Here is a 22,095-nt window from a genome sequence, read left to right as displayed (position 1 = left end):
ATCCTCAGAGAACCCTCAGAATCGGCCGTCTCAGGCGCCCAGGGAGACCGTGACGGCGCTCCGGCTGGCGTCGTGGTTGGCGTCGCCTCCGTAGACGACCTCCAGCTCCACGTCTCCGGACCACGTCATCGGCACGGCGAGCTCGAACCGATAGGCGCCGGCGTCGAGCGTCGCCGTCGCAAGCGTGTCCGCGCCGCGCACCAGGGTGACCGTGCCTGTCGGGATGGTGCCGTACTGCGCCTCGATTCGGCCGGTGACGACGGCGGTGCGCTTGTCGACGACCGTCATCGAGAGATTCATATAGGCGTCGTCATGGTAGGCGGCGGTGGTCGTGCTCGGGCCGAGACCGCCGGCGAGGAGCATGCCCGCCGCGATCAGTGCCGAGAGCGACAGGCCGACGGCCGCGCGGATCAGCGGGGCGAAGGTCGTCCGGACCATCAGCGCACCTCCACCTTCGTGTTCACGACGGTGGTCGGCGCCTTGCGGACGACGTACTCACCGGTCGCATGTCCAGAGTCCAGTCCACCCCGAGCAAGGAAGGAGACCTCGGCGGGATACGTCCCGGCGGGATGCTGCGCGGGCCGGAAGACGAACTCCGCGACCCCGTCCGCATTCGTGTCCGCCTCCCGTTCGTCCCCGTCGAGTGCGAGCGTGACCCGCACGGGCCCGGTCAGACCCGGAACGCTCGCGACGACGCGTCCCTCCTGGCCGTAGACGATGTCCGGGGCCTCGAGGGTCATCGGCCACTCGACGACGTTCGGGACGATCGGGGAGAAGAGGTAGGCCTTGCCGCGGGACCCACCGGCCGACCCCTTGCTCGCGATGATCGCCCGGCCGCCGTCGGCAGCGAGCACGCCGTTCGAGTAGAGGGCACCGAACCGGTCGCCCGGCCGTGAGTCCGAGCCCTGCAAGTCCTGGACCGGTTCGGGCTGCTGACGCATCAGATCCCCCGGGGTCCCCGTCGTGGGGATCGCGTCGGCATCGTAGACATGCACGCGTCCGGTTCGCCCGTCCGCGTTGGTCTCGGCCGAGACGAGCACGGCGTTGCCGACGGCGGTCATGTTGTGGCCCATGCTGAATTCGTGCGGCGGGGGGATGATCCTCGGGCCGACCTGCGTGAAGTCGCCCAGCGAGAAGCGGTACATCGCGCCCTGGGTCGTGGTGCCGGAATCGAGTGCGGATTGGACGATGCCGCCGACCGGATCGCGGAGATCGTCGGAGGTGTAGTTGATGTCCGCGGGGGACGAGACCCAGAGGTAATCGTCCGTCACCGCGATCTGGTAACCGAAGCCCGCGGTTCCGCCCGCGTCCTCGTAGATGCGCGTCTTGTGCTCCGCGACGTCGACCCCCCAGAGCGGATGGTCGAGGAACGTGAGCGGGGCGGACAGGTCAGCGAGATCCCAGATGTAGACCCCGCCCGTCTGGATGCTCCTGCCATCGCCCGGCCACTTCTTGATCATGTGCGCGTTGGCGATGAGGTACCGGTCGGTGAGGAGGACTTCGTCTCCCATGCCGGCGGTCAGATAGAGGCCGGTGACGCCCGCGCGCTGCACGGCACCCGATCCGAGGTCGATGACGTAGGCGGCGCCCGCGCCGAAATCGGTGTCGTATGCGCCCACGGCGAGCCGATCGCCGTGCACGGAGAGGGATTCCCCGAAGCCGCTCGATCCGGCCGCGACGAAGGTCCTGCCCGGGAGCCAGCGCCAGCCTCCCCCTCCGGTCGAGAGAACGTACTCGAGCACGACGGAGTCATTCGTCCCCACGAACAGACGACCGCTCGCCTCGTCGATCGCGATCGAGTAGCCGAAACGCGTCATGCCCTCCGGCGCCGGGACCGTATCGGAGTCCAGCTTGGCCCCCGTGTCGTCGACACGCATCACCTCGACCGCACGGCCTGTGCGGCTCACAGCGAGCAGGTCGCCGGACATACTGACCTTGCTGACATCCTGATCGTCGTACGAGTAGATCGCGACCTCCCCGTACACGTGGGTTTCCGCCGTTGCGGTCGCTGCGGGCACGATGGCCAGCAGCACACCGAGCAGCAGCACAGGGAGTCGTCTGAGTGATCTCACGCGTCGCATCACTTCACCTTCTTCGGGGTCAATTGGCCGTCCTGATCCCCCCACGTGTTCCGGCCGTCGCCGAGGAGGTTGGTGCCGGTCATGCCGACACGCCCCCAGGTCCAGACTCCGCCGGTCGTATCGACGGCCACGCCGCCGAAGTACGCGGCGACGACCGCCTCCACCTTGATTCCGGCGGGGAAGATCGCTTTCGTCGGGACGAGGGTGTCCCTGTTCGCGATGGTGCCGAGGGTGCCGTCGCCGGTGTTGCCGAATCGGTTGCCGCCCCAGCTCCAGACCGCCCCGGCCGCATCCAGAACGTAGACATTCGACTCGCCGGCGGAGATGTCCGTGTACGGAGGATTGCTGCCGCGTGGCACACGGGCCGGGACGCAGACGGCGGCTGAGGCGGTCGTCTGCTCGCTGCTGGAGGACCATTTGCAGTCGGTCGCGCTCGCGCCGCCCAGGGTGCTGGCGCCCAGCGTCGGACTCTTGTTGCCCCACACCCAGGCGAAACCCTCGCCGTCGATGGCGTAGGCGGTGCGTCCGCCGAAGGCGACCTTCACGATGTTCTTGAGGTACGGGGACCGTGTCGGCGTCGGCACCGCCGACGTGGAGTAGGTGTCCGAGAGGGCGAGGCTGGCGTAGTGGTTGCTCCCCCACGTGTACACGTAGCCATCGCGGGTGACGGCCGCGTTCTTCTCCCACCCGGCCGCGACGTCGACGAAGTCGATGCCCGTGGTGATCTGCCGGGGGGTGCTCCTGCTGGCGCGGCTTCCATCGCCCAGCACCGTCCAGGCCGTGGACATGCCGCCGTTCCAGGAGCCCCAGCTCCACAGGTTGCCGTTGGTGTCGATCGCGAAGCTCGTTCCGGTGTTGACCGACCCGTTGCCCAGGTTGACGTAGCCGCCGGCCGCCACCTTGCGGAATTTCGTCGACGTCGCCGTGACTTTGATCGGGGTGGACACCGCGGTGTTGCCCGCCGGTCCGAGCGCGCCCTGGAGACCGTTGCCCCAACCCCAGATGTCACCGTTCTGGTCGATCGCGAGGTTGTGGCTCGGACCTGCCGCGATCTCCGTGAAGGTCGTGCCGGACGGCATGACGACGGGGAGGAGGGACTGCGAGCCGGCACCAGTGCCGGTCGTCACGCCGCCGCCCCAGCCGTAGAGGACGTTCTTGCTGCGTGCGAGGGAGTGCCGGTTCGAGAAGTTCTGCGAGGGTACGCCGTTGCCGGTGGCCGGCGGAGTGGTCGGGGGCGGGGACCCCTCGGCGGTCACCCGGTAGTTGAACTGACCACGATCCGTGAAGTCGGCGCCCGTGACGGCGACCATGCCGAGCGCTGCCACGATCGCCACGCCACCCGCTCCGAGGAGCACTGGTCGCGCGACGCGTCGCCTGCGCCGAGGTGTGGGGGTGCTGTTCACTGGGCATTCTCCTTGCGCACGGCACGGCGGGCGGATCGAGGGCGTGTCATGGGGTCGGCTTGCGCCACGTCGAGTTCGTCGTCGACGCCGAGTTCGGCGGTCGTCTCGGGCGAGGAAGGGGTCCCGGATTCCGGCTCGCCCTCGCGTCGGCGACCGAGCCTCGCCGGGTCGAGCACCAGCAGCGCCGCGATCACGCTGAGGAGGATGACTCCGACGAGGATGCCCTGGCGCTGCACGTAGTCGGCGATGTAACCGAGCAACGGAACCGTGAACACGACGACCGCGGCCTGCTTCACGAGATACGGCTCGGGGTCGGTCACGTCGTTGTTGTCACCCTGGAGGGTGAGCGAGGCGCGGCCACCGGTCTTCTCCAGCTCGACGATCCGGTGCGTCACGAGACCCTGGTCGTCAGGTCGCTCGACCATGACGACGTCGCCGACCTCCAGCTGCGAAGCCGGGCGGTCGAGCGAGAACGTCATCGCTCCGACCGGGATCGTGGGGAGCATCGAGCCGGAGACCACGATCGCCGGCTTCACCCCGAGGAACATTCCGAGCGCGAAGATGAGGATGCACGCCCCGCCGACCACCGCTCCGGCTGTGAGCAGCACATTGCGGATCCCGGCGTACACGCGCCAGCCGGGACTCATACTCCGTGCGTTTTCGATCGACGTCGCGCGATGACGAAGACGACGGCACCGGCGGTGAGCAGGACGACGGCGGCGACGATCGCCGGAACCATTGTCGTGGCACCCGTTCGAGCGAGGTCCTCTGCGCCCGGCTGGGACGCGGTCTCGGCGACGGCGGTGAACACTACGGTCACGTCGCCGCTCTGCCGTGCGTACTCGTTGCCCGCCTCGTACGACTGCGAGAAGTCGAGCGTCACGCTCGCGCGTTCGCCGGGTGCGACCGATCCCAAGGAGACCGGCTCGTCGCCCAGTCGGACGGAGTCGTGCGAGACGGCGACCGGGAACGGGCCCGTCCAGATGGTCCCGGAACGGTCGGTGAGGGCGACGCTCACGCGCACGGGACCCGCGCTGATGTTCCGGGTGGAGTAGCTCTGCGACCAGGTCTCACCCGGAGCGGGTGCTTGAACCGTCACGCTGGTGCTCTCGACGGAGAGCAAGGGATCGGCCGCCTGCGCTGCCGTCGGCACGCTCAGAGCGACGGTGGCAGCACCGAGGACGAGCAGCAGGCGAGAGAACGCACGCAACGCGAGATTCCTGTTCATTCGAAGACCGATCGGTCGGCGGGATAGGTGCTGGTGCCGGTGAAGGCGAGCTGGACGGGCGTCCGGAGGCCCTGGAGGTCACCGACGGCCGTCGTGGGGAGCGCGACGTCGATCTCGAGCCGGCGTACGCCGCCCGAACCGACGGTGCCGGGGAGCCGGCGGACGAGCTGCGCCGCATCAGAGCCGCCGACGTGGTCGACGAGGACGGTGCTGCCTTCGCGAACGGTGAACTGGAGCGCCTCGAACATGCGGAGAGCATCTCGTCCGGCGGCCGTGTCGGCCCGCGGCGGCGTGATGGTCATCGTGAGGTCGGCCGAGAGTCGCGGACTCGCGTTGCGGACCGCCATCCGGAACGTGTGGCTGTCGCCGGGCTCGAGGAGCCGGTCACCGCCGAGGTCGAGAGTGAACGAGGAGTTCTCCGCCTCGCTCGGCCACGCGGGGAGTTCGGTATTCGCGTCGGCGGCCACGGTCTGGACCGCGATGTAGTTGGTCCGGCCGTCGAGGTGGGTCAGCACGGGGGCGGACCCGGAGAGGGTCGCCGCGGTGCAGACCGCGCCGATGCCGAGCAGGACACCCGCGGTCAGCACGGCACGCAGACGTCCGCGCGGCACGGTCGCGCGCGCAGGAGTGGAGGGGGAGGTCACGCTCGGGTCCATTCTCGTTCGGCGGGGATGGGGGAAGGGGGATGGGAATCGACCGGTGGCGGGGCGGCTGCGCCTCCCCGCCACCGTCGGATCACTAGCGAGGCTCGCTCTCCGCGTGGATGATCGCCTGGATCTTGGACGACTTGCCGGCGAGCGCGTTGTTCGCTTCGTCGCTGCCCTGGTCGGGGAGGTTCACGGCGACCTTGAGCACGCCGCCGTTACCGGGGTTGATGGCGCCGCCCATGGCCTTCTTCAGAACCGTGGAGTAGCGGACGTTCGTCAGTCCCGGCAGGGGCGCGCCGTCCACGGACACGGTGAATCGGAGCGCGTCGCGCAGAACGGGGTCGCCGCCCTTGTCTTCGAGGGTGACGTCGAGGTAGCCGAGCGAGCCGCCCTCGTCGCTGATGAACGGGATGTTGACGCTACGCCACTGCCCGTCGCCCGGGATGAGGGCGTCGGCACCGACGATCGCGAACGAGACACCTGCCGGGTCGTTCGCCTCCTGCCACTCTCCCGCCGCCTTGGCCGCCTCGAAGGTCTCGTGCTTCGGAGTGAAGTCGGCCTTGGTCTGGACGACCTGGATGTTCAGCCGGCCCCCGGTGCTGAATTCGCCGTTGCCGTCGCCGGACCCGCCGAGGTTCAGGTAGGCGTTGTCCGTGAAGAGCGCAGCAGTGGTCAGGGCCGCAACGCCGAGGAGGGCGCCGCCGGCGATGATCGCCCGACGGCGACCGTTGTGCTTGGAGGTCTGCACTGTGTTCCTTTCGTAGTTCGGTGCATCCGGCATGGGTGCACCCGTACCGCAGCTGGCGCGGACGTGTGTGGGGTGGGATGGGATGGGATGAGGCGTTACCGGCCGAGCACCTCGGACCGGCCCGCGAATGAGATCTGCAGGCTGAGGCTCTTGCCCTTGAGGGCTGCGTTCCCGGCGGCTCCCTGGTCGGACAGCCAGAAGATGAACTCGAGGTGCGCGTTGTCGTTCGCCGTCCCGTGCGCGGTCAGCAGCGGGCCGGTGCGGCCCGGGCCGGAGACCAGCGTCGTCACCGCGCCCAGGCGGTTGTTGTCGACGTAGATGAATCGGGAGGTGGGGGACCCAGACCACAACCCGTAGCGCACGGCGGCCGCCATACCCGGATCCGAGTCCGGGCCGGCCGCCACCGTCGTCGTGAGGAAGGACGCGAGTTGCGGGCTCATGTTGCGCACCTGGATCTCCGCGTGGCACGCCGACGCGTCGGAGGTCTTTCCGGCGACCATGAGCGGCGTCCGGCAGTTGACGGCGTCCGGCACGTCGATTCCGCCGTCGGCGTCGGCCTGGATCCACTCGGACATACCGGACTCGCCCGAGCTCCAGGTGCCGGAGGTGCGGTACCGGAACATCAGGTCGTACGAGGGCGTGCCCATCGGCGTGCCCCCTCCTGCGGTCAGGTTCAGATACGCGTCGTCGCGGTAGGCCGCCGAGGTGTGCGGTGTACCGGCGACGACCAGCACGGCGCTCGCCACGATGGCGGCCGCACCGACGGCCGGCAGCACGCCGAGCACGCGGCGTCGCAGATCGCGGCGCGTGCGGCTGGGGTGCGTCATGGGGGGCTCCGGCGGTCGATGGGATCGGATCACTCCCGGCGATACCGGATCTGAAATTCCAGATCGCCGAGGACGAACCCAATCAACCATCCGCGGAATCGCGCGGCAATGAGCGAGAGCAGAACTCCGAATGCATGCGGTGAAACTTCAGCACTCGAGCGCGTTTACTACGTAACGATGAGAGAGAGCCGGCCCTCTATCTGGCACTGAGATGCGCGAGCAGGAACGGCAGGGTGCGGCGCAGCGCCCCGTCGTCCCCACCCGCCGCGAGCACTTCGCCCAGGTAGTCGCCGTGCGTCCCCGGGACGACGAGCAGCCGCGCGTCCGGCAGCAGCGCGGCCAGCGCGACCGCCTCCTCCACCCGCACGACGTCGCGATCGGCGACGACCACGAGCGTCGGGGCGACGATCGCGGCGAGGAGGTCGTCCGGGAAGTCCTCGAAGCCGAGCATCAGCGCACGATCGAGCTCGAACATCGTGCGTGCGTGCTCGGCGTCGTGGCTGACTGCGAAGTCCGCCTGACGATACGGCGCCGGGAGGTCGTCGAACGTGCCGGCCTCCAGCCCCTCCCAGAACCCGTCCACCATGCCGGAGCGGCGGAAGGGCGCGGACGCGGCGATCAGGCGGCGGACCGCCCCGGGATGCCGTGCGGCGAGTTGCAGACCGACCTGCCCGCCGTTGCTGAACCCGAGCACATCCACCGGGCCGCAGTGCAGCGACGACAGGAGGGCGGCCACGTCGTCCGCCGAGCGCTCGAACGACGCGGGGCCGTCGCCGGCGGGCGTGCGTCCGTGGCCCTGCAGCTCGACCGCCAGCACCGACCGGGTCGGCGACAGCAGCGGGAGGAGCAGGCCCCAGTTGGACGCGATGGTCGAACCGCCGCCGTGGATGAGCAGCAGCGGCGCGTGCGGCGAGTCCGGGTCGCCGTGCCATTCGTGATGCAGCGGAGTGGGGATCACGCGCAGAGGCTACACCCGGGGTCGGCGCAGTGGCTCGCCCGGCCTAGAGTGGGGACTGTATGACAGAGCATCCTCCCGCCTCCCTCTCCGACCAGCCCGAACCCGTCGTCGTCACCGCCGACTCCGACCCAGCGACCTCCCGCTTCGCGCGCGCGGACATCGTGCGCCGCAAGGGACTGTTCACCCTGGTGTCGGGGCCCTTCACGCCACGCGAATCGATGATCGAGGACCTGCTGGCGGTCCACGACGCCCTCGAAGCGGCCGGCTTCGACTTCCTGCTCGTCCGCGACGACGACGGCCGGTTGATCGTCGCCGTCGACCGGCGGCGCCGCAAGGAGTTGGAGGCCGTGCTCGCGGAGGCGTTCGCCCGCGAGCCGTTCTACGCCCGCGCCGTCGATGCGGAGGGGCGCTCCGTCGACGAGGCCCTGCTCATCGCCGACGGCCGGCTCTCGCGCCGCAAGGCCGACGTCATCCGCCTGTACCGGCCGCGCCTGGAGCCGGTCGGCCGGCTGCGGTACGGGTCGGAGACCGCGTTCCAGCTGGAGCTGTGGCGCTTCGGTGACGACGAGATCCAGGCGCCGCGGCCCAACGCGCTGATGCGCACCAGCCTCCCGCGCGGCGAGGCCGTGGAGGCGGAGGTCGAACTGTACGGGCGGCGCTGGCGCACCCTCCAGCACATGTTCGACCCGATCGCCAGCGATGTGGCGTTCGACATCGACATCGTCTTCTCGTGGGTCGACGGCTCGAGCGCCGAGTACCAGCGGCAGCGCGCCGCGCAGATGGCGTCGTACGTCGTCGGCGACGGCGACGACAACGAGGCCCGCTACCGGCAGATCGACGAGCTCAAGTACGCCCTGCGCAGCGTGCACATGTTCGCGCCGTGGGTGCGCAACATCTACATCGCGACCGACTCGCCCATCCCGGCATGGCTCGACGCCTCGCACCCCCGCATCAACGTCATGCGCAGCGAGGACTTCTTCGCCGACACGTCGACGCTGCCCACCCACAACTCGCACGCGGTCGAGGCGCAGCTGCACCACATCCCAGGCATCTCGCAGCACTTCCTCTACTCGAACGACGACATGTTCTTCGGGCGGCCGATCGCTCCGGACGTGTTCTTCTCCCCCGGCGGCGTCACCAAGTTCATCGAGGCCGGCACCCGGATCGGTCTCGGCGAGTCCGACCCGGCGCGCAGCGGCTTCGAGAACGCCGCCCGCGTGAACCGGCGGCTGCTCTGGGAGCGCTTCGGCGCGGTGACGACCCGGCACCTCGAGCACTGCGCAGCCCCGCTGCGGGTCGACGTACTGCAGGAGATGGAGCGGGAGTTCGCGGAGGAGTTCCGGCGCACGGCCGCGAGCCCGTTCCGGTCGGCGACCGACATCTCGGTCACCAACTCGCTGTACCACTACTACGCGCTGATGTCCGGCCGGGCCGTGACGCAGACGCAGGCCCGGGTGCTCTACATCGAGACGACCCTGCGCCAGGCGCCCGACACCATGAAGCGCCTGCTGAAGCGGCGCGACCAGGACATGTTCTGCTTGAACGACGGCTCGAAGCCCGAGATCCCGGCCGACGTGCGCACGCGCGTCGTCACCGACTTCCTCGAGCGCTACTTCCCGTTCGCCGCGCCATGGGAGGTCACGCCGGAAGCGTGACGGGCTCCGCCGGCGCCGCCACGGGGGTGCGCGCCGGTGGGATGCGGATGCCGTCGGCCGCGAGCCGCCGCGCCGACTCCTCCGCGTCGATGTAGTCGAGGGTCGGGAAGGCGCCGAGCGGCACCACCGAGTGCAGCACCGTCGTCGGGTACACGTGGACGAGGTTGTAGGCGAGCGCCCCATCCCGGCCCCGCGTGCCGCCGACCGGCACGTTGAGGTCTTGCGTGTAGCAGCTCGCGGACGCGACCGACACGGGGATGCCCGCGAAGGTCGCCGTCGACGAGTAGTGCAGGTGGCCGGCCAGGATGCTGCGCACGTCGCTGCCCTCCAGCACCTCCGCCAGCTGGGCCTGGTCGCGCAGCTCGACCGACACCGCCAGGTCGAGCACGCTCGGCACGGGCGGGTGATGCATGGCCAGGATGGTGCCCTCGGGAGCCGGGCTGGCCAGCTCGGCCGCGAGCCAGTCGAGCTGCGACTCGCTCACATCGCCGTAGTGGTGGCCGGGCACGGACGAGTCCAGCACGATGATCCGCAGCCCGCCGATCCAGTGCACCTCGTCGACCGGCTCACCGGTCGCGGCGTCGCCGCGCAGACCCGAGCGGAAGGCGCCGCGGTCGTCGTGATTGCCCATCACCCAGACGATGTGCGAGCCGAGCCGCTCGGCGAGAGGCTCCACGAGCTCCCGCAGCCGCTGGTAGGCGCCGGGCTCGCCGCGATCGGCAAGATCCCCGGTGAAGACGATCGCCTCGGGTCGTCCGCCGGAGGCCTCGACCTCGTCGAGCAGTGCGCGCAGATGCGCCTCGCTGTCGACGGAACCATAGAGCTGCGCCCCGCCTGCGAGCAGGTGGGTATCGCTGATATGCAGCAGGAAGTGGTCGGGCCGCGGGTACTCCGCGATTCGCGTCTTCACGCGGACAGTCCACCACCGCAGCCTGAACGGAGCGTGAACGCGGGCGGCGTGGCGCCGGGACCACCCCCGAAAGGGGTCGTGGAACGCGATCTTCTTTATTTCAGACTCTTCCGCCGGCCGCGCCCCGGAGTTAGCATGCAGCATGACCATCGCCAAGCACGATGACTTCATCGCCGTGCCGTATCTGCGCCAGGGGCAGCTCATCTCGTTGATCCGGTGGACGAAGGAGGCTGGGGAGTGGACCTACACGACCCTCCTCGTCGAGTACCGCCGTCGCGACGACACCGATTGGCACGTCATCGTCGACGGCGAGGCGGCGGCGATGAACCGCGCCGAGTGGGCGATCTTCAACTAGCGATCAGCGGGAGAGGATCTTGCCAAGGGCGGCCTCGCGGGCGTTTGATGCTGGTGAGACCGGGAGACCGACCGAAGGGGCCAGCAATGTCCGCCAGTGAGCTCGAGATGTCCAGCGTCCGGTACCCCTACCGGGACCGCATCTTCCACGTCGAGAAGAAGGCGCCCGGAGTGTGGGTCGTGCTGGACGAGTCCCACGCCGAGCTGGGCACCCTGGTGCGGGTGGCGCCGGAGGGCGAGGAGCACGAGCCCGTGTTCGGCACCATCCCGCCGGGCGAGACGGAGACCCTGCGCGAGGGCTCGGACTGGAAGACCCTCGTCGGGTCGATCATCAACGAGTCCCTGGACGCGGGAGCGGAACCGGGAGGCACGGGCAACCTCGGCGGGTCGTGACCGCGGTCAGCCCCCGCGGAGCAGCGGCGAGTACGATACCGGGGATGAACGCGGCGCTGCGCAGGACCCTCGGCTGGATCGCCGCCGTGCTGCTGAACGTGGGCGCCCTGCTGTTCGTCGTCGGCCTGATCGTGCCGCGTACGGGAGGCGGCATCTCGGTGCTCGCCCTCGGCATCGGGCTCTGCGTGGCCGGGCTGGCGATCGGTGCGGGCTGGATGTTCGGCGGCCGCCGCGACGCCTGACCGGGCGGCGCAGTGCGGGCGCGGCGCCGAGTGGGCGAATAGTCTGCCGCCTCGGCGCGAGACGGCGCAGAATCCGCCGCCTCGGCGCCGAGATCGCGGGCGCACGAAGAGCGGCCCCGCCCGGGATGACGGGGCGGGGCCGCAGCGGTGACCGGGCGCTCAGTCCGGTGGCTCGGTGTTCTTCACGAGGTCGGGATTCGACGGCTGCTGCGCCGGGTCGAACTCGGCGGGCGGCGGCTCGGCGCCGTCACCGGCCTGATCGGCCTCGGGCGTCACGTCCTGGGCGCCCTCAGGGGTGACGCCGGTCTCACCGGCGTCGCTGACATCCTGCCCCGGCTCGGTCTCGGCCGGCTCGGACGCCTGCGCGTCGTGGTCGCCGCCCTCGAAGCGCTCCGGCTGGTCCTCCGCCGGGACGCCCCCGGCGTCGGCGTTCTGCAGTCCGCTCGTGTCGCTCATGCGCTGCTCCTTCCGGAGGCCCCGACTAGGGGGCGCCCTCTTCGCTGTACGGGGTGACCGCCTCGTCCTCGCCCGCGTCGTCGACCCGGTCGGGGTCGAGATCGGCGATGACGTCCTGGATCACGTTCTGGTCGGCGGTCGGCTCGGCCGAGCCGCCGTCGTCTCCTTCGAGGTCGCCGGCCAGCCCGTTCGTGGGATCGTGGCCGACCACCGGCTCCTGCTCCGTCGAATCGCTCATAGGCCCCACGAAACGCCGAACCCCCCTGCTCTCGCAAGGGGGTTCACCGTGCCGTCGGAGCGGCGTAGGTTAGGCGTTCGCTGCGGCCACGAGCTGGTCGAGCTGCTCGGGCGAGACGGCGTTGCCCGAGAAGCCGATGGCGCGGATGAGCGGGATGCCCTCGGCCATGCGGCGCAGCCCCGGGTCGGCCAGCATCCCGGCGACCGCGGCATCGCCGGTCTGGGCGAGGGCAGCTCCGAGCACCTGCGCGCCGACCGGGTGGCTCAGCCACTCGCCGAGCGTGGACTCGACCGAGAGCGGGACGGCCTTGCCGTCGCCGGCGACGCTCACCGTCGCGCTGCCGCGCAGATCGCGGGACGAGGCGCCGACCGAGACGACGTAGTCGCCGCCCTCGACGATCCAGCCGGCGAGATCGGTGTCGTAGTAGGCGAGGTCGTCGGCGGGGATCTCGATGACGACGCTCTCGGTGGCGCCGGCGGCGACCGCGACGTTCGCGAAGCCCTTGAGCTCGCGGACCGGACGCGTCACGGCCGAGCCGGGCAGCGCCACGTAGACCTGCACGACCTCGCGGCCGTCGCGACCGCCGCTGTTGGTCACGTCCACGGAGACGCGGATGCCGCCGTCGGCCGTCGCCTCGACCGCGGGGGCGCCGAAGTCGAAGGTCGTGTACGAGAGACCGTGGCCGAACGGAAAGCTGACGGCCACCTCCCGCGCATCCAGATCGCGGTAGCCGACGAACAGGCCCTCGCCGTAGCGCACGTGCCCCTTCTCGCCGGGGAAGTTGATCGACGCCGCGGTGTCCCCGAGGTGGGCAATCACGGTCTCGGCCAGGCGGCCGGACGGGTTCACGACGCCGAAGAGCACGTCCGCGACGGCGCCGCCGCCGGCCTGGCCGAGCAGCCAGCCCTCGACGATCGCGGGCACGCGGTCGGCCCAGCCGGAGACGCGCACGACGCCTCCGTTGGAGAGCACGACGGCGACGCGCGGGTTGGCGGCGAGCACGGCCTCCAGGAGCGCGGTCTGCGCGGCGGGCAGCTCGATGTGCTCGCGGTCGAAGCCCTCGGACTCGTCCTCGCCCGGCAGGCCCAGGAAGAGCAGGACGTCGTCGGCGGCGGAAGCCGCAGCGACCGCCTCGGCCGTAAGAGCGGCGGTGTCGCCCTCGGTGCCGAGCGCGTAGCCCGCGGCGAAGGTCACCTCGGCGTCGCCGGCGAGAGCCTGGATCTCGTCGAGCGCGTTGTCGAGACGGGTCGGGACGATCTGCGACGAGCCGGCGCCCTGGTAGCGCGGGGTGCGCGCGAACTCGCCGACGACGGCGATGCGGCGGCCGGCCTCGGCGGCGAGCGGGAGCACGCCGTCGTTCTTGAGCAGCACGATGCTGCGGCCGGCGACCTCGCGGGCGAGCGCGTGGTGCGCATCCACGTCGTAGGAGGCGTCCGCGTCCGCGTTGTCGACGGCTTTCTGCACGAGGTCGATGACACGCTGCGCGCCGGTGTCGAGCACCGACTCGTCGAGCGAGCCGTCGCGGACGGCCGCGACGAGCTGCGCGTCGGTGACGCCGCCGGAGGACGGCATCTCGAGGTCGAGGCCCGCGGCGAGCGCGGAGACGCGGTCGTTCACCGCGCCCCAGTCGGAGACGACGAGGCCCTCGAAGCCCCACTCGTCGCGGAGGACCTTCGTCAGCAGCCACGGGTCCTCGCTGGCGTAGACGCCGTTGATGCGGTTGTACGAGCACATGACGGTCCACGGCTGGGCATCCTGCACGCGCTGGAAGCCGCGGAGGTAGATCTCGCGCAGCGGGCGCTCGTCGACGTCGGCGCTGACGCGCATCCGGTCGGTCTCCTGGTTGTTGGCGGCGAAGTGCTTGAGGGAGGCGCCCACGCCCTGCGACTGGAGGCCGCGGACGAGGGCGGAGCCGAGGCGGCCGCTCACGATCGGGTCCTCGGAGAGGTACTCGAAGTTGCGGCCGCAGAGCGGGGACCGCTTGATGTTGATGCCCGGGCCGAGGAGCACGCCGACGCCTTCGGCCTTGGCCTCCTCGCCGAGGGCGCGGCCGACGCGCTCCAGCAGCTCGGCGTCCCAGGACGAGCCGAGGGCGACCGCGGGCGGGAAGCAGGTGGCGGGCACGCTGTCGCCGATGCCGAGGTGGTCGCCGCCCTGGCTCTGCTTGCGCACGCCGTGCGGTCCGTCGGTGAGGTAGATGGAGGGGATGCCGACGCGCTGCACCGCCTCCGTCTCCCAGAAGCTCGCGCCGGAGGTGATCGACGCCTTCTCCTCGGTGGTCAGTTCGGTTGCGCGGACGAGACGGTCGACCATGGTTCTCCTTCGATGTGGCCGGGTGGTGGCAATACCTTACAACACTCGGTTTTAAGCGGGCCAGGGTTCACAGGGAGTTCTCGTCAGATCTTCCGCGCCAGATCGCGCAGCGCCGTCATGTACTGCGCCGACGCGGGGTAGCCGGGATGCGTCGCGACCTTCACGAGGTACCTCGTCGGCCCGAACTCGTCGGCGCCGCGGTCGATGTCGTTGTCGTCGTACGAGTCGTCGGGGAAGCCGAGGTAGTCGGTGCGGCGCCAGAGGTTGATCCAGGCGATCTCGCCGTCGGGCTGGGTGAGCAGCTCGCGCAGCGTGGGCTCCGGCCCGTCGCCGGGCCGCACGACAGGCGGGGCGGTCTGGTCGCGGTTCACCTGCTTCAGCCAGGGATCCGCAGCCCACAGCGACGGCCCCTGGCTCTTGCGCACCCCGAGCACCTCCCCGCCGAACAGCTCGGGGAAGAATCGGCCGAAGAAGGCGCGCAGCTGCGTGCCGTACGTGAGCAGGCCGACGTTGCGCAGGCCGTCCTTCGCGTCGGCCCCCAGGGTGAAGAGGCACGAGACGGCCAGGACCCCGCCCAGGCTGTGCGCGCTCAGCACGACCTTGCGCCGCTGCGCGGTGCCCAGCGCGGCGAGTTCGTCGTCGGCCCGCTGCGTCTCGGTGCGGATGTCGCGCCCGTCGACGATCTTGCCCTTCAGCAGGTCGGTCTCGAGCCACCCGACGACACGCCCGCGCAGCTCGGGGATGACCCGTTCGGCGTAGCAGGGCGGACCGTACGGGTGCCCGGCGCGCGGGAGGAAGCACATCAGGTCCCACATGATCCCGATCGGCCGCTCCTTGGTGGTGATCGCGTTCTCGGCGATGGTGACGATCGCGGTGACGGCGACCAGCCCCAGCGCTGGCAGGGCGAAGTCGAGCAGGGCGGTCGGCCGCCACGTGTCGGGGAACGACACCGACACGGCGCAGCCCACGGCGAGCAGGCCGGCGAGCGCGCCGAGGACGGGCTCGCCGCGGTGGAACAGCCCGGCGAACCGGCGGGCGCGCAGCATCCGGGTCGTCAGCTTGCCGGTCGACCCCGCGCGCGGCACGGTGCCGTTACGGTAGCGGCGCAACGGAGCGCGGAGGGGGCGGCCGCCCTCGGTGCGCGGGGTGGTGAGCCGTGGCGTGGTGCTCATCCGGGCGACGGCCACGATCGCGATCAGCAGCAGGAGGAGCACGGCCAGGGCCGGGACGGTGCTCCCGAAGTTGCGGTACGCGCCCGGGGTGACGAGGGCCGCCTGACCGGGAGTGAGCGGGCAGGCGGGGACCGCCCCCGGCGAGCTCAGCCAGCACTGCGCCCCCACGACCAGGAGGGTCGAGAGCAGCATGGCGCCGCCGAGCGAGAGCAGGAGGACGACACCCGGCCCGGTGCCGCTCCAGCCCTCGTAGCGGAGCACGTCGCGACGGCGCGCTCTGGACGGCCCGAACGCGATGATCAGCGCCAGGACGAGCAGGGCCGCCGCGCTCACCGCGTACGCCATGATCGACGGCGGTTGCGGCGGCTCCCCGTCGGGCGTCAGGACAACGGCGAGCGCGACGGAGAGCCCGGCGACCACCACGAGGACGATGCACACGACCGCCGGCAGCCACTCCTTCACCCGCGCGGCGGAGGAGGGCCACTCGGGCAGCCGGCGCCAGCCGAGGGCCGAGAGCGCGATGGCCAGGAGCACCCCGGTCACGATCGCCGGGGAGACCACCAGGCCGAGGAAGGGGATGCGCGCGTAGTTCAGCGCCCGGTCGGGGAGGGCCACCGCGACGAACACGGCGACGTAGACCACGACGGCCGCGAGCAGCGTCCATCCCGCCCACGCCTCGCGCCGCCGCAGCTTGCGGCGCACCCGGTTGCGCCGTGCGGCGCTCGTCAGCTCCCCCGGGCGGCGCGTGACCGTGTCGGTGTCGGCCATGACCCGGGCGATGGTGACGACGAGGCCGAGGACCGCGGCGATCACGGCCGCCGACACCCACCACCGGGTGAGCGGCGCGGGGTCGGCGCCCCAGCAGGCGGCGGGGATGCGGCTGCTGCCTCCCGAGCAGGCGGCGAACACGTTGTCCCAGCCGAGCAGCACGGCGACGAGGAAGAGCGATCCGGCCAGGTGCAGCAGCTCGGAGGGGAGCTTCACCCGCGTCATGCCCCAGAAGCCCTCCGTCGCCAGCGGGGTGCGGCCGTTCGGCGCCGACGCCGCCGCGCCTCCCCGCTCCTCCGCGTGCCGCATCTTGTCCACGGTGCCGAAGATGCCCGCCTCGTAGCGGGTGCGCGCCGTGTGCGAGACCAGCAGCAGGAGCACGACGCCGAGCACGGGGACCAGGGAGAGCATTGCCAGGCGGATGCCGCGCCGATCGAAGTCGGGCAGCGCGAAGAAGTCGTTCAGCCATCCCGGCATCGACGGGCACGACGCCGTGCCGGCGAGGCACTGCGACCCGATCAGGTCGAGGCTGACCGAGGCCAGGGCGCACACGTAGAGCAGCGTCAGGCAGAGCGCGAACACCCGCAGCGACGCGGCGCCGCGCCCCGCTCTCCACTCGCCGGCGACGGTCTGCCGGGGGATGCGGCGCGTCCAGTACGCCGTGTTGCACAGCCCGAAGGGCAGGATGAGCAGCCAGGCCAGCTGCACGAAGAACTGCCCGATGATGACCAGGGCACCCCCGCCGTACCGCGCCATCAGACCCCACGAGTAGCCCTCGCGCCGGATCCGCGTCGGCGGGTACGCCGGGTCGGTGGGGTCGACCGGGTCGACGGTGGGGACGAAGAACCCGCCGTTCTCGTCGGCCTGGTCGGGCCGCACCTCCCCCGGCGGCACTCCGAGCATCTCGGCCGGCGGCGTGTTCTTGATGCCGTGGATGCGCAGCTCCAGGATGTTCTGGTCGCGGGCGCCCTCGCGCGCCGCGCCGAACAGGGTGGTGAACACGCCCATGAGAGCCTCCCGCGCCATGCCGACGCGCGCAGGGTACCGCCCGGCGAGGACGCGCGGCCAGCCTGGGCATCCGTGCGAATCGACGGCGCTCTACACCTGGAGGCCTGCGGGGCGTAATGTCTGCACCATGAGCACCCCAGCAGACCCGGCCGACACTCCGCGCGAGGACCTCGAGGGCAGCTACACCGAGGTCGACGGCGAAGCCCCCCACGAGCGCACCGTCCACGGCCAGTACACCGAGACCGAGGACGACCCCGGGCCCACGACCGAGGTCGAGGGCACCTACACGGACGTCGACGAAGCGGCCGACGCGCCCCAGGGCGAGTACACGGACAGTGACGAGCCGTAAACCGCTCGGCCGCTGACGGCGGGGAGGCGGCCTAGCGGGTCGCCTTCTTGATCTTCTTGCGCGTCTTCTTCACGTTCGGGTCGTTCCAGAACGACGACACGGCGCCCACGATCTGCTGGTAGCGTTCGCGGCCCGCCCGCGCGCCCAGCACGTAGGCCACGGCGATCCCGATCAGAACGAGAAAAGTCTTGAAGCGCATCCGGTCCTCCTGAATCCGTCTGCGGCCGACAGTAGACCGCACGCGGCCCGGCCGGAACCCCGGGATGGTCAGGAGGTCGCGCCGGGCCTGCGCCGAACGGCCTTCACCAGCGCGCTGAGCGGACCCTGCAGGAACAGGACGAAGAGCCACCAGATGCCGATGTGCGGGAAGAGCACGGCGAGCACCAGGGCGAGCAGGAGCAGGATGTCGGCGAGCCAGCCGCGCGACGCATCCATCTCGTCCTTCGCGTCGTCGCGCACCAGCTCCGGCGTGCGCCGCAGGACGATGGCGATGAACTGCATCGAGACCGACACGAGCAGCATGTTCCCGATGTACAGGGCGTAGACCGCCGACTGGCCGGACTTGCCCGCGGCGAGCACGTTCGTCGTGAACGGCATGATCACGATGGACAGCAGCCACAGGAAGTTCAGCCAGATGATGCGGACGTCGTAGCTGACGACCCACTCGAAGATGCGGTGGTGCGTCATCCAGAACCGGGCGATCACCAGGAACGAGACGGCGAACGCGATCAGCTCCCAGTAGTTGTCGCGGATCCACGCGCCGATGTCGGAGGCGGCGTCGTCGGCCTGATCGACGAGGGGCAGGATCAGCAGGGTGATCGCGATCGCCACGGTCGCGTCGGAGAAGTTGACCAGCCGGTCGAGCCCGCGCTCCGTCCTCACCACTGCCATGCGCTCATTCTGGCGCGTCGCCGAGCAGACCGAGCTCCAGGGCACGCCGCACGGCCGAGGTCCGGTCGGAGGCGCCGAGCTTCTCGTAGGCGCGGCTCAGGTACGTCTTGACCGTCGCCTCGCCGATGAAGAGCTCGGCGCCGATGGCGGCGTTGGTGCGGCCGTCCGCGGCGAGGCGCAGCACCTTCACCTCCTGGGGCGAGAGGGCGGGGGCGGGCGGCCCGCCCGCGCGCAGCCTCCCGAGCAGTGCGGAGGCGGCGGAGGTGGCGAGCACCGTCTCCCCCGTCGCGGCCGCGCGCACCGAGCGGGCGAGCTCGGCCGGGGCGATGTCCTTCAGCAGGTAGCCGCTCGCGCCGGCCTCGATCGCGCGCAGGATGTCCTGGTCGGTCTCGTAGGTCGTGAGCACGACGACACGGGTGCCGGGGTGGGAGGCCGTGATCGCGCGGGTCGCGGCGACACCGTCGCCGCCGGGCATCCGCAGGTCCATCAGCACCAGGTCGGGGTGCAGCGCGGCGACGAGGTCGACCGCCTCCGGTCCGCTCGCGGCCTGCCCGACCACGTCGATGTCGTCGTAGCCGGTCAGCATCCCGCGGATGCCTTCGCGGACGACGGGGTGGTCGTCGGCCAGGACGATGCGGATCATGCGGACTCCTCGGTGGGGGTGGTGGGATCGGGCGCGGGCGCGCCGACGGCCGGGGCGGGCAGCTCCGCCGTGATGCCGGTGCCGCGGCCGGGCTCCGACTCGACCTCGAAGCGGCCGCCCGCCTCGCGGACCCGCGCCGCCATCCCGTCGAGTCCGTAGCCGCCGCGGGGTGCGTCGCGGTCGAAGCCGCGGCCGTCGTCGGTCACGCGCAGGCGTACCGCGTCGGGCAGGTAGGCGAGCTCGACGTCCACCGTGCGCGCCGCAGCGTGCTTGCGCACGTTCGAGAGGGACTCCTGCAGCAGCCGCAGCGCGACCACGTCGACGACGGGCGGCGCCGGGCGCGCCTCCCCGTCCACGACGAAGCCGGCGCTGACGCCGCTCTCCTCGGCGAAGCGCGCCACGACGCGCTCGAGCACCTCGGGCAGCGGCGAGCCGTTCAGCCTCCCGGGCGACATGGCCGCGATGATGCGCCGGGACTCCTGGAGGTTCTCCTGCGCGGTCTCGGTCATCAGCTCCACGTGCCGCCGGGCCGCGACGGGATCGGCGGCCAGCTCGCCCTGCACGGCATGCCCGAGCGTGACGATGCTGGTGAAGCCCTGCGCGAGTGTGTCGTGCATCTCGCGCGCGATGCGCTCCCGCTCGGCCGCCGCGCCCTGCTGCTCGGAGAGCTGGGCGATCTCCTTCTGCTGCTGCCGCAGGCGGTCGATGAGCCGCCCGCGCTCGGCGCTCTGCTTGCTGACGGCCGCGACGCGGTGGCCGAAGAAGATCGAGAAGGCGATCACGAGCAGCGTCATCCCGGCGACGTCCACGAGCGACGCCGGCGTGATGTCGCCGATCGCCCAGCGCACGACGACGCCGCCCGCGTTGACCAGCACGATCGCGCCGGCCGCCGGGAGCAGCGACAGCAGCAGGAAGAACTGCGGCGACAGGACGAACAGGGCGACGTTCACCCAGTCGTTCAGGGAGAGCGCGACCAGGTAGCCGACGGACGCCACGACGCAGTACGCGATCGATCGCGCGGCGTCGTCCGGCACGGAGCCGCGGCGCACCAGCAACCAGAACAGCGGCAGCAGCGCGAGCACGATCGCCGCCGACACGATCGCCTGGACCACCCCGGTGTACGGGTTGGCCAGGATGATCACGACCGTCGCGAGCGTGGCCGCCGCGGAGTAGGCGAGCCACGCCCGGAACTCGAGGAACTCGCTGTCGGTGCTGCGCTGCTGGTGCACGGTCAGACTGTAGTCGCTCGCTCGGGCTGGGCGGAGGAAGCCTCGGCGACCGAGGTGCGACCCGCCGGGTAGAACACCCCGATCACGGCGACGATCAGCATCGCGCCGGCCATGCCCCAGAACGCCCACTGCACGGCTCCGGCGTAGTCGGAGGCGACCGCGTGCATGATCTGGTCGCGCACGGCCGTGGGCAGCTTCGCGAGGGAGCCGCCGTCTCCCGAGGCCCCGCTGATGCGGTCGACCGCGCTCTGCGCGTCCGCCGCCGTGCCGCCGATCTTCTCGAACGACGCGGTCAGCAGATCGGTGAGCCGGGAGGTGACGATCGTCGTGAAGACGGCCAGGCCGAGCGCGCCGCCGAAGTTCTTCATCGTCTGCGAGATGGCCGTCACCTCGCCGTAGCTGGCACCGATCGCGCGGTTGACCGCATCCGTCGACACCGCCGAGAACATCAGGCCGATGCCGGCCCCCGCGATCAGGATCGGCCAGGTCTGCTGGTTGAAGAACGACTCCGGGTTGAAGTCCAGGTCCGTCGCCTTCAACGCGAGCCAGGCGAAGCCGACGGCGCCGATCAGGCCGCCGGCGAGCACCACTCCGCGGGCGCCGTACTTGTCGAATCGCACCGAGCCGCCCCGGCTCGCGACGACGAAGCCGATGAAGAACTTGAGGAAGAGCACCCCGGTGAGGCCGGCGGAGAGGCCGAGCGAGACCTGCCCGTAGACGCTGAGGAAGAAGAACGTGGCGATGAACGCGACCGACGAGAACAGCGTCGCCAGCGTGGAGAGCGTGAACCCGCGGTCGCGGAACGCGGCCAGCTGCACGAGCGGCTGCGCTGCGCGGCGCTGGAGGAGCACGAACACGACGATCAGGGCGGCACCGGCGACGAGGGAGCCGAGGACCGCTGGGCTGCTCCAGCCCCACGGGCTCGCCTGCTGCAGGCCGAAGACGATCAGGCCCATCCCGGCGGCGACGACGACCGCGCCGAGCCAGTCGATGCGCTCGCGGCGCGGGGTGGAGGGGCGCGCGGCGATCGCGACGATCACGAACGCGGCGACGGCGATCGGCACGTTGACCCAGAAGATCGCGCGCCACGTCCACTGGGTGAGGTAGCCGCCGGCGATCGGGCCGAGCGCGGTCATCGCGCCGGTGATGGCGAAGAAGATCGCCATCGCACGGCCGCGGCTCTCGCGGGCGAAGCCCTCGACCACGATGCCGATCGCGGCCGGGAACATGATCGCGCCGCTGATGCCCTGGAGGGCGCGGGCGGCGACCAGCCACGGCTCGGCGAGGTCGCCGGTCGGGGCGAGGCCGCACAGCAGCGAGGTGATGCCGAAGCCGGCGATGCCGACGAGGGCCATCCGCTTGTGGCCGACGACGTCGGCGATGCGTCCGCCGAGCAGGAAGAAGGCGGCGGTGGCGAGCAGGTAGACGTTGACGGCCCACTGCATCCCGTCGTGGCTGAGCCCGAGGTTCTGCTGGATGGTGGGCGCGGAGAGGGCGACGATCGTCTGGTCGATCGTCGTCATGGAGACGGCGAGGATGAGGCCGGCGAGCGCCAGCCGCGACGAGGATCCTGGTTTCATGC

The 22,095-nt window shown here is 71.0% G+C and carries 24 protein-coding genes; 5 read left to right on the top strand and 19 right to left on the bottom strand.

Annotated elements, in window-relative coordinates:
• Window positions 1-30 precede the first annotated feature (30 nt).
• The 9 genes from FHX33_RS12145 to FHX33_RS12105 all read right to left on the bottom strand — a co-directional run bounded on the left by FHX33_RS12145 (window position 31) and on the right by FHX33_RS12105 (window position 7,892).
• Window positions 31-438 (bottom strand): Ig-like domain-containing protein, encoded by a 408-nt coding sequence (locus FHX33_RS12145; protein WP_021762932.1) that lies wholly within the window; start codon window positions 436-438, stop codon window positions 31-33.
• Complete coding sequence (locus FHX33_RS12140) at window positions 438-2,072, bottom strand: hypothetical protein (RefSeq protein WP_155829015.1); 1,635 nt, start codon at window positions 2,070-2,072, stop codon at window positions 438-440. Before FHX33_RS12140 ends, FHX33_RS12145 begins: the two co-directional genes overlap by 1 nt.
• An 8-nt stretch (window positions 2,073-2,080) precedes the next feature.
• A complete protein-coding gene (locus FHX33_RS12135; protein WP_039922171.1) occupies window positions 2,081-3,415 on the bottom strand; it encodes an RCC1 domain-containing protein in 1,335 nt (444 codons plus the stop codon).
• 65 nt (window positions 3,416-3,480) lie between these two features.
• Window positions 3,481-4,131: a signal peptidase I gene (locus FHX33_RS12130; protein WP_021762929.1), complete on the bottom strand. Its 651-nt coding sequence runs from the start codon at window positions 4,129-4,131 to the stop codon at window positions 3,481-3,483.
• Window positions 4,128-4,712, bottom strand: a complete 585-nt coding sequence (locus FHX33_RS12125; RefSeq protein ID WP_021762928.1) for a hypothetical protein — start codon at window positions 4,710-4,712, stop codon at window positions 4,128-4,130. The genes FHX33_RS12130 and FHX33_RS12125 overlap by 4 nt, the downstream gene beginning before the upstream one ends.
• On the bottom strand, window positions 4,709-5,356 hold the full coding sequence (locus FHX33_RS12120; protein WP_155829013.1) for a hypothetical protein: 648 nt from the start codon (window positions 5,354-5,356) through the stop codon (window positions 4,709-4,711). Before FHX33_RS12120 ends, FHX33_RS12125 begins: the two co-directional genes overlap by 4 nt.
• 94 nt (window positions 5,357-5,450) lie before the next feature.
• Window positions 5,451-6,140, bottom strand: coding sequence for a hypothetical protein (locus FHX33_RS12115; protein WP_021762926.1), 690 nt, complete (start codon window positions 6,138-6,140; stop codon window positions 5,451-5,453).
• Window positions 6,141-6,202: 62 nt separating this feature from the next.
• Window positions 6,203-6,934 (bottom strand): hypothetical protein, encoded by a 732-nt coding sequence (locus FHX33_RS12110; RefSeq protein ID WP_021762925.1) that lies wholly within the window; start codon window positions 6,932-6,934, stop codon window positions 6,203-6,205.
• 196 nt (window positions 6,935-7,130) lie between these two features.
• Window positions 7,131-7,892 (bottom strand): alpha/beta fold hydrolase, encoded by a 762-nt coding sequence (locus FHX33_RS12105; protein ID WP_021762924.1) that lies wholly within the window; start codon window positions 7,890-7,892, stop codon window positions 7,131-7,133.
• A 59-nt stretch (window positions 7,893-7,951) separates the two neighbouring features.
• Between FHX33_RS12105 and FHX33_RS12100 the strand changes: the two genes are divergently transcribed.
• Window positions 7,952-9,547: a stealth family protein gene (locus tag FHX33_RS12100; protein ID WP_021762923.1), complete on the top strand. Its 1,596-nt coding sequence runs from the start codon at window positions 7,952-7,954 to the stop codon at window positions 9,545-9,547.
• Here FHX33_RS12100 and FHX33_RS12095 read toward each other — a convergent pair.
• Window positions 9,531-10,457: a phosphodiesterase gene (locus tag FHX33_RS12095; RefSeq protein WP_039922159.1), complete on the bottom strand. Its 927-nt coding sequence runs from the start codon at window positions 10,455-10,457 to the stop codon at window positions 9,531-9,533. The two genes, FHX33_RS12100 and FHX33_RS12095, sit on opposite strands and share 17 nt — an antisense overlap.
• A 142-nt stretch (window positions 10,458-10,599) precedes the next feature.
• Between FHX33_RS12095 and FHX33_RS12090 the strand changes: the two genes are divergently transcribed.
• The 3 genes from FHX33_RS12090 (at window position 10,600) to FHX33_RS12080 (ending at window position 11,446) form a co-directional block, all read left to right on the top strand.
• Window positions 10,600-10,812, top strand: coding sequence for a hypothetical protein (locus tag FHX33_RS12090; RefSeq protein ID WP_021762921.1), 213 nt, complete (start codon window positions 10,600-10,602; stop codon window positions 10,810-10,812).
• Between the two features lie 86 nt (window positions 10,813-10,898).
• A complete protein-coding gene (locus tag FHX33_RS12085) occupies window positions 10,899-11,204 on the top strand; it encodes a hypothetical protein (protein ID WP_021762920.1) in 306 nt (101 codons plus the stop codon).
• A gap of 44 nt (window positions 11,205-11,248) precedes the next feature.
• Window positions 11,249-11,446 carry a hypothetical protein gene (locus FHX33_RS12080; protein ID WP_021762919.1) on the top strand — a complete coding sequence of 66 codons (198 nt, stop codon included), beginning with the start codon at window positions 11,249-11,251 and terminating at the stop codon, window positions 11,444-11,446.
• Between the two features lie 159 nt (window positions 11,447-11,605).
• Here FHX33_RS12080 and FHX33_RS12075 read toward each other — a convergent pair whose 3' ends face one another.
• From FHX33_RS12075 to FHX33_RS12060, 4 genes are all read right to left on the bottom strand, one after another.
• Window positions 11,606-11,902, bottom strand: coding sequence for a hypothetical protein (locus FHX33_RS12075; RefSeq protein WP_021764497.1), 297 nt, complete (start codon window positions 11,900-11,902; stop codon window positions 11,606-11,608).
• 25 nt (window positions 11,903-11,927) lie between these two features.
• Window positions 11,928-12,140, bottom strand: a complete 213-nt coding sequence (locus tag FHX33_RS12070) for a hypothetical protein (protein ID WP_021764498.1) — start codon at window positions 12,138-12,140, stop codon at window positions 11,928-11,930.
• A gap of 69 nt (window positions 12,141-12,209) precedes the next feature.
• The gene (locus FHX33_RS12065; protein ID WP_183428559.1) at window positions 12,210-14,453 is read right to left on the bottom strand and encodes a glycoside hydrolase family 3 C-terminal domain-containing protein; all 2,244 of its coding nucleotides are present in this window, start codon (window positions 14,451-14,453) and stop codon (window positions 12,210-12,212) included.
• Window positions 14,454-14,536: 83 nt separating this feature from the next.
• The gene (locus FHX33_RS12060; RefSeq protein WP_246397261.1) at window positions 14,537-17,419 is read right to left on the bottom strand and encodes a hypothetical protein; all 2,883 of its coding nucleotides are present in this window, start codon (window positions 17,417-17,419) and stop codon (window positions 14,537-14,539) included.
• Window positions 17,420-17,528: 109 nt separating this feature from the next.
• Here FHX33_RS12060 and FHX33_RS12055 point away from each other — a divergent pair, with 109 nt between their 5' ends.
• Window positions 17,529-17,750, top strand: coding sequence for a hypothetical protein (locus FHX33_RS12055; RefSeq protein ID WP_021756508.1), 222 nt, complete (start codon window positions 17,529-17,531; stop codon window positions 17,748-17,750).
• Between the two features lie 31 nt (window positions 17,751-17,781).
• Here FHX33_RS12055 and FHX33_RS12050 read toward each other — a convergent pair whose 3' ends face one another.
• The 5 genes from FHX33_RS12050 to FHX33_RS12030 form a co-directional block, all read right to left on the bottom strand.
• Window positions 17,782-17,949 carry a hypothetical protein gene (locus FHX33_RS12050; RefSeq protein WP_021756506.1) on the bottom strand — a complete coding sequence of 56 codons (168 nt, stop codon included), beginning with the start codon at window positions 17,947-17,949 and terminating at the stop codon, window positions 17,782-17,784.
• 68 nt (window positions 17,950-18,017) lie between these two features.
• Window positions 18,018-18,641, bottom strand: coding sequence for a TMEM175 family protein (locus FHX33_RS12045; protein ID WP_021756504.1), 624 nt, complete (start codon window positions 18,639-18,641; stop codon window positions 18,018-18,020).
• 4 nt (window positions 18,642-18,645) lie between these two features.
• Entirely contained in the window at window positions 18,646-19,284 is a 639-nt protein-coding gene (locus FHX33_RS12040) for a response regulator transcription factor (protein ID WP_183428558.1), read from the bottom strand.
• The gene (locus FHX33_RS22145; RefSeq protein ID WP_183428557.1) at window positions 19,281-20,513 is read right to left on the bottom strand and encodes a histidine kinase; all 1,233 of its coding nucleotides are present in this window, start codon (window positions 20,511-20,513) and stop codon (window positions 19,281-19,283) included. Before FHX33_RS22145 ends, FHX33_RS12040 begins: the two co-directional genes overlap by 4 nt.
• Before the next feature lie 2 nt (window positions 20,514-20,515).
• Window positions 20,516-22,093: an MFS transporter gene (locus FHX33_RS12030; RefSeq protein WP_021765760.1), complete on the bottom strand. Its 1,578-nt coding sequence runs from the start codon at window positions 22,091-22,093 to the stop codon at window positions 20,516-20,518.
• Window positions 22,094-22,095 lie beyond the last annotated feature (2 nt).

It is taken from the genome of Leifsonia aquatica, assembly GCF_014190775.1.
GTDB classification, from domain to species: domain Bacteria; phylum Actinomycetota; class Actinomycetes; order Actinomycetales; family Microbacteriaceae; genus Leifsonia; species Leifsonia aquatica.
Note: the sequence above shows the minus strand (reverse complement) of the source record. Positions and strands in the feature narration are given on the sequence as shown.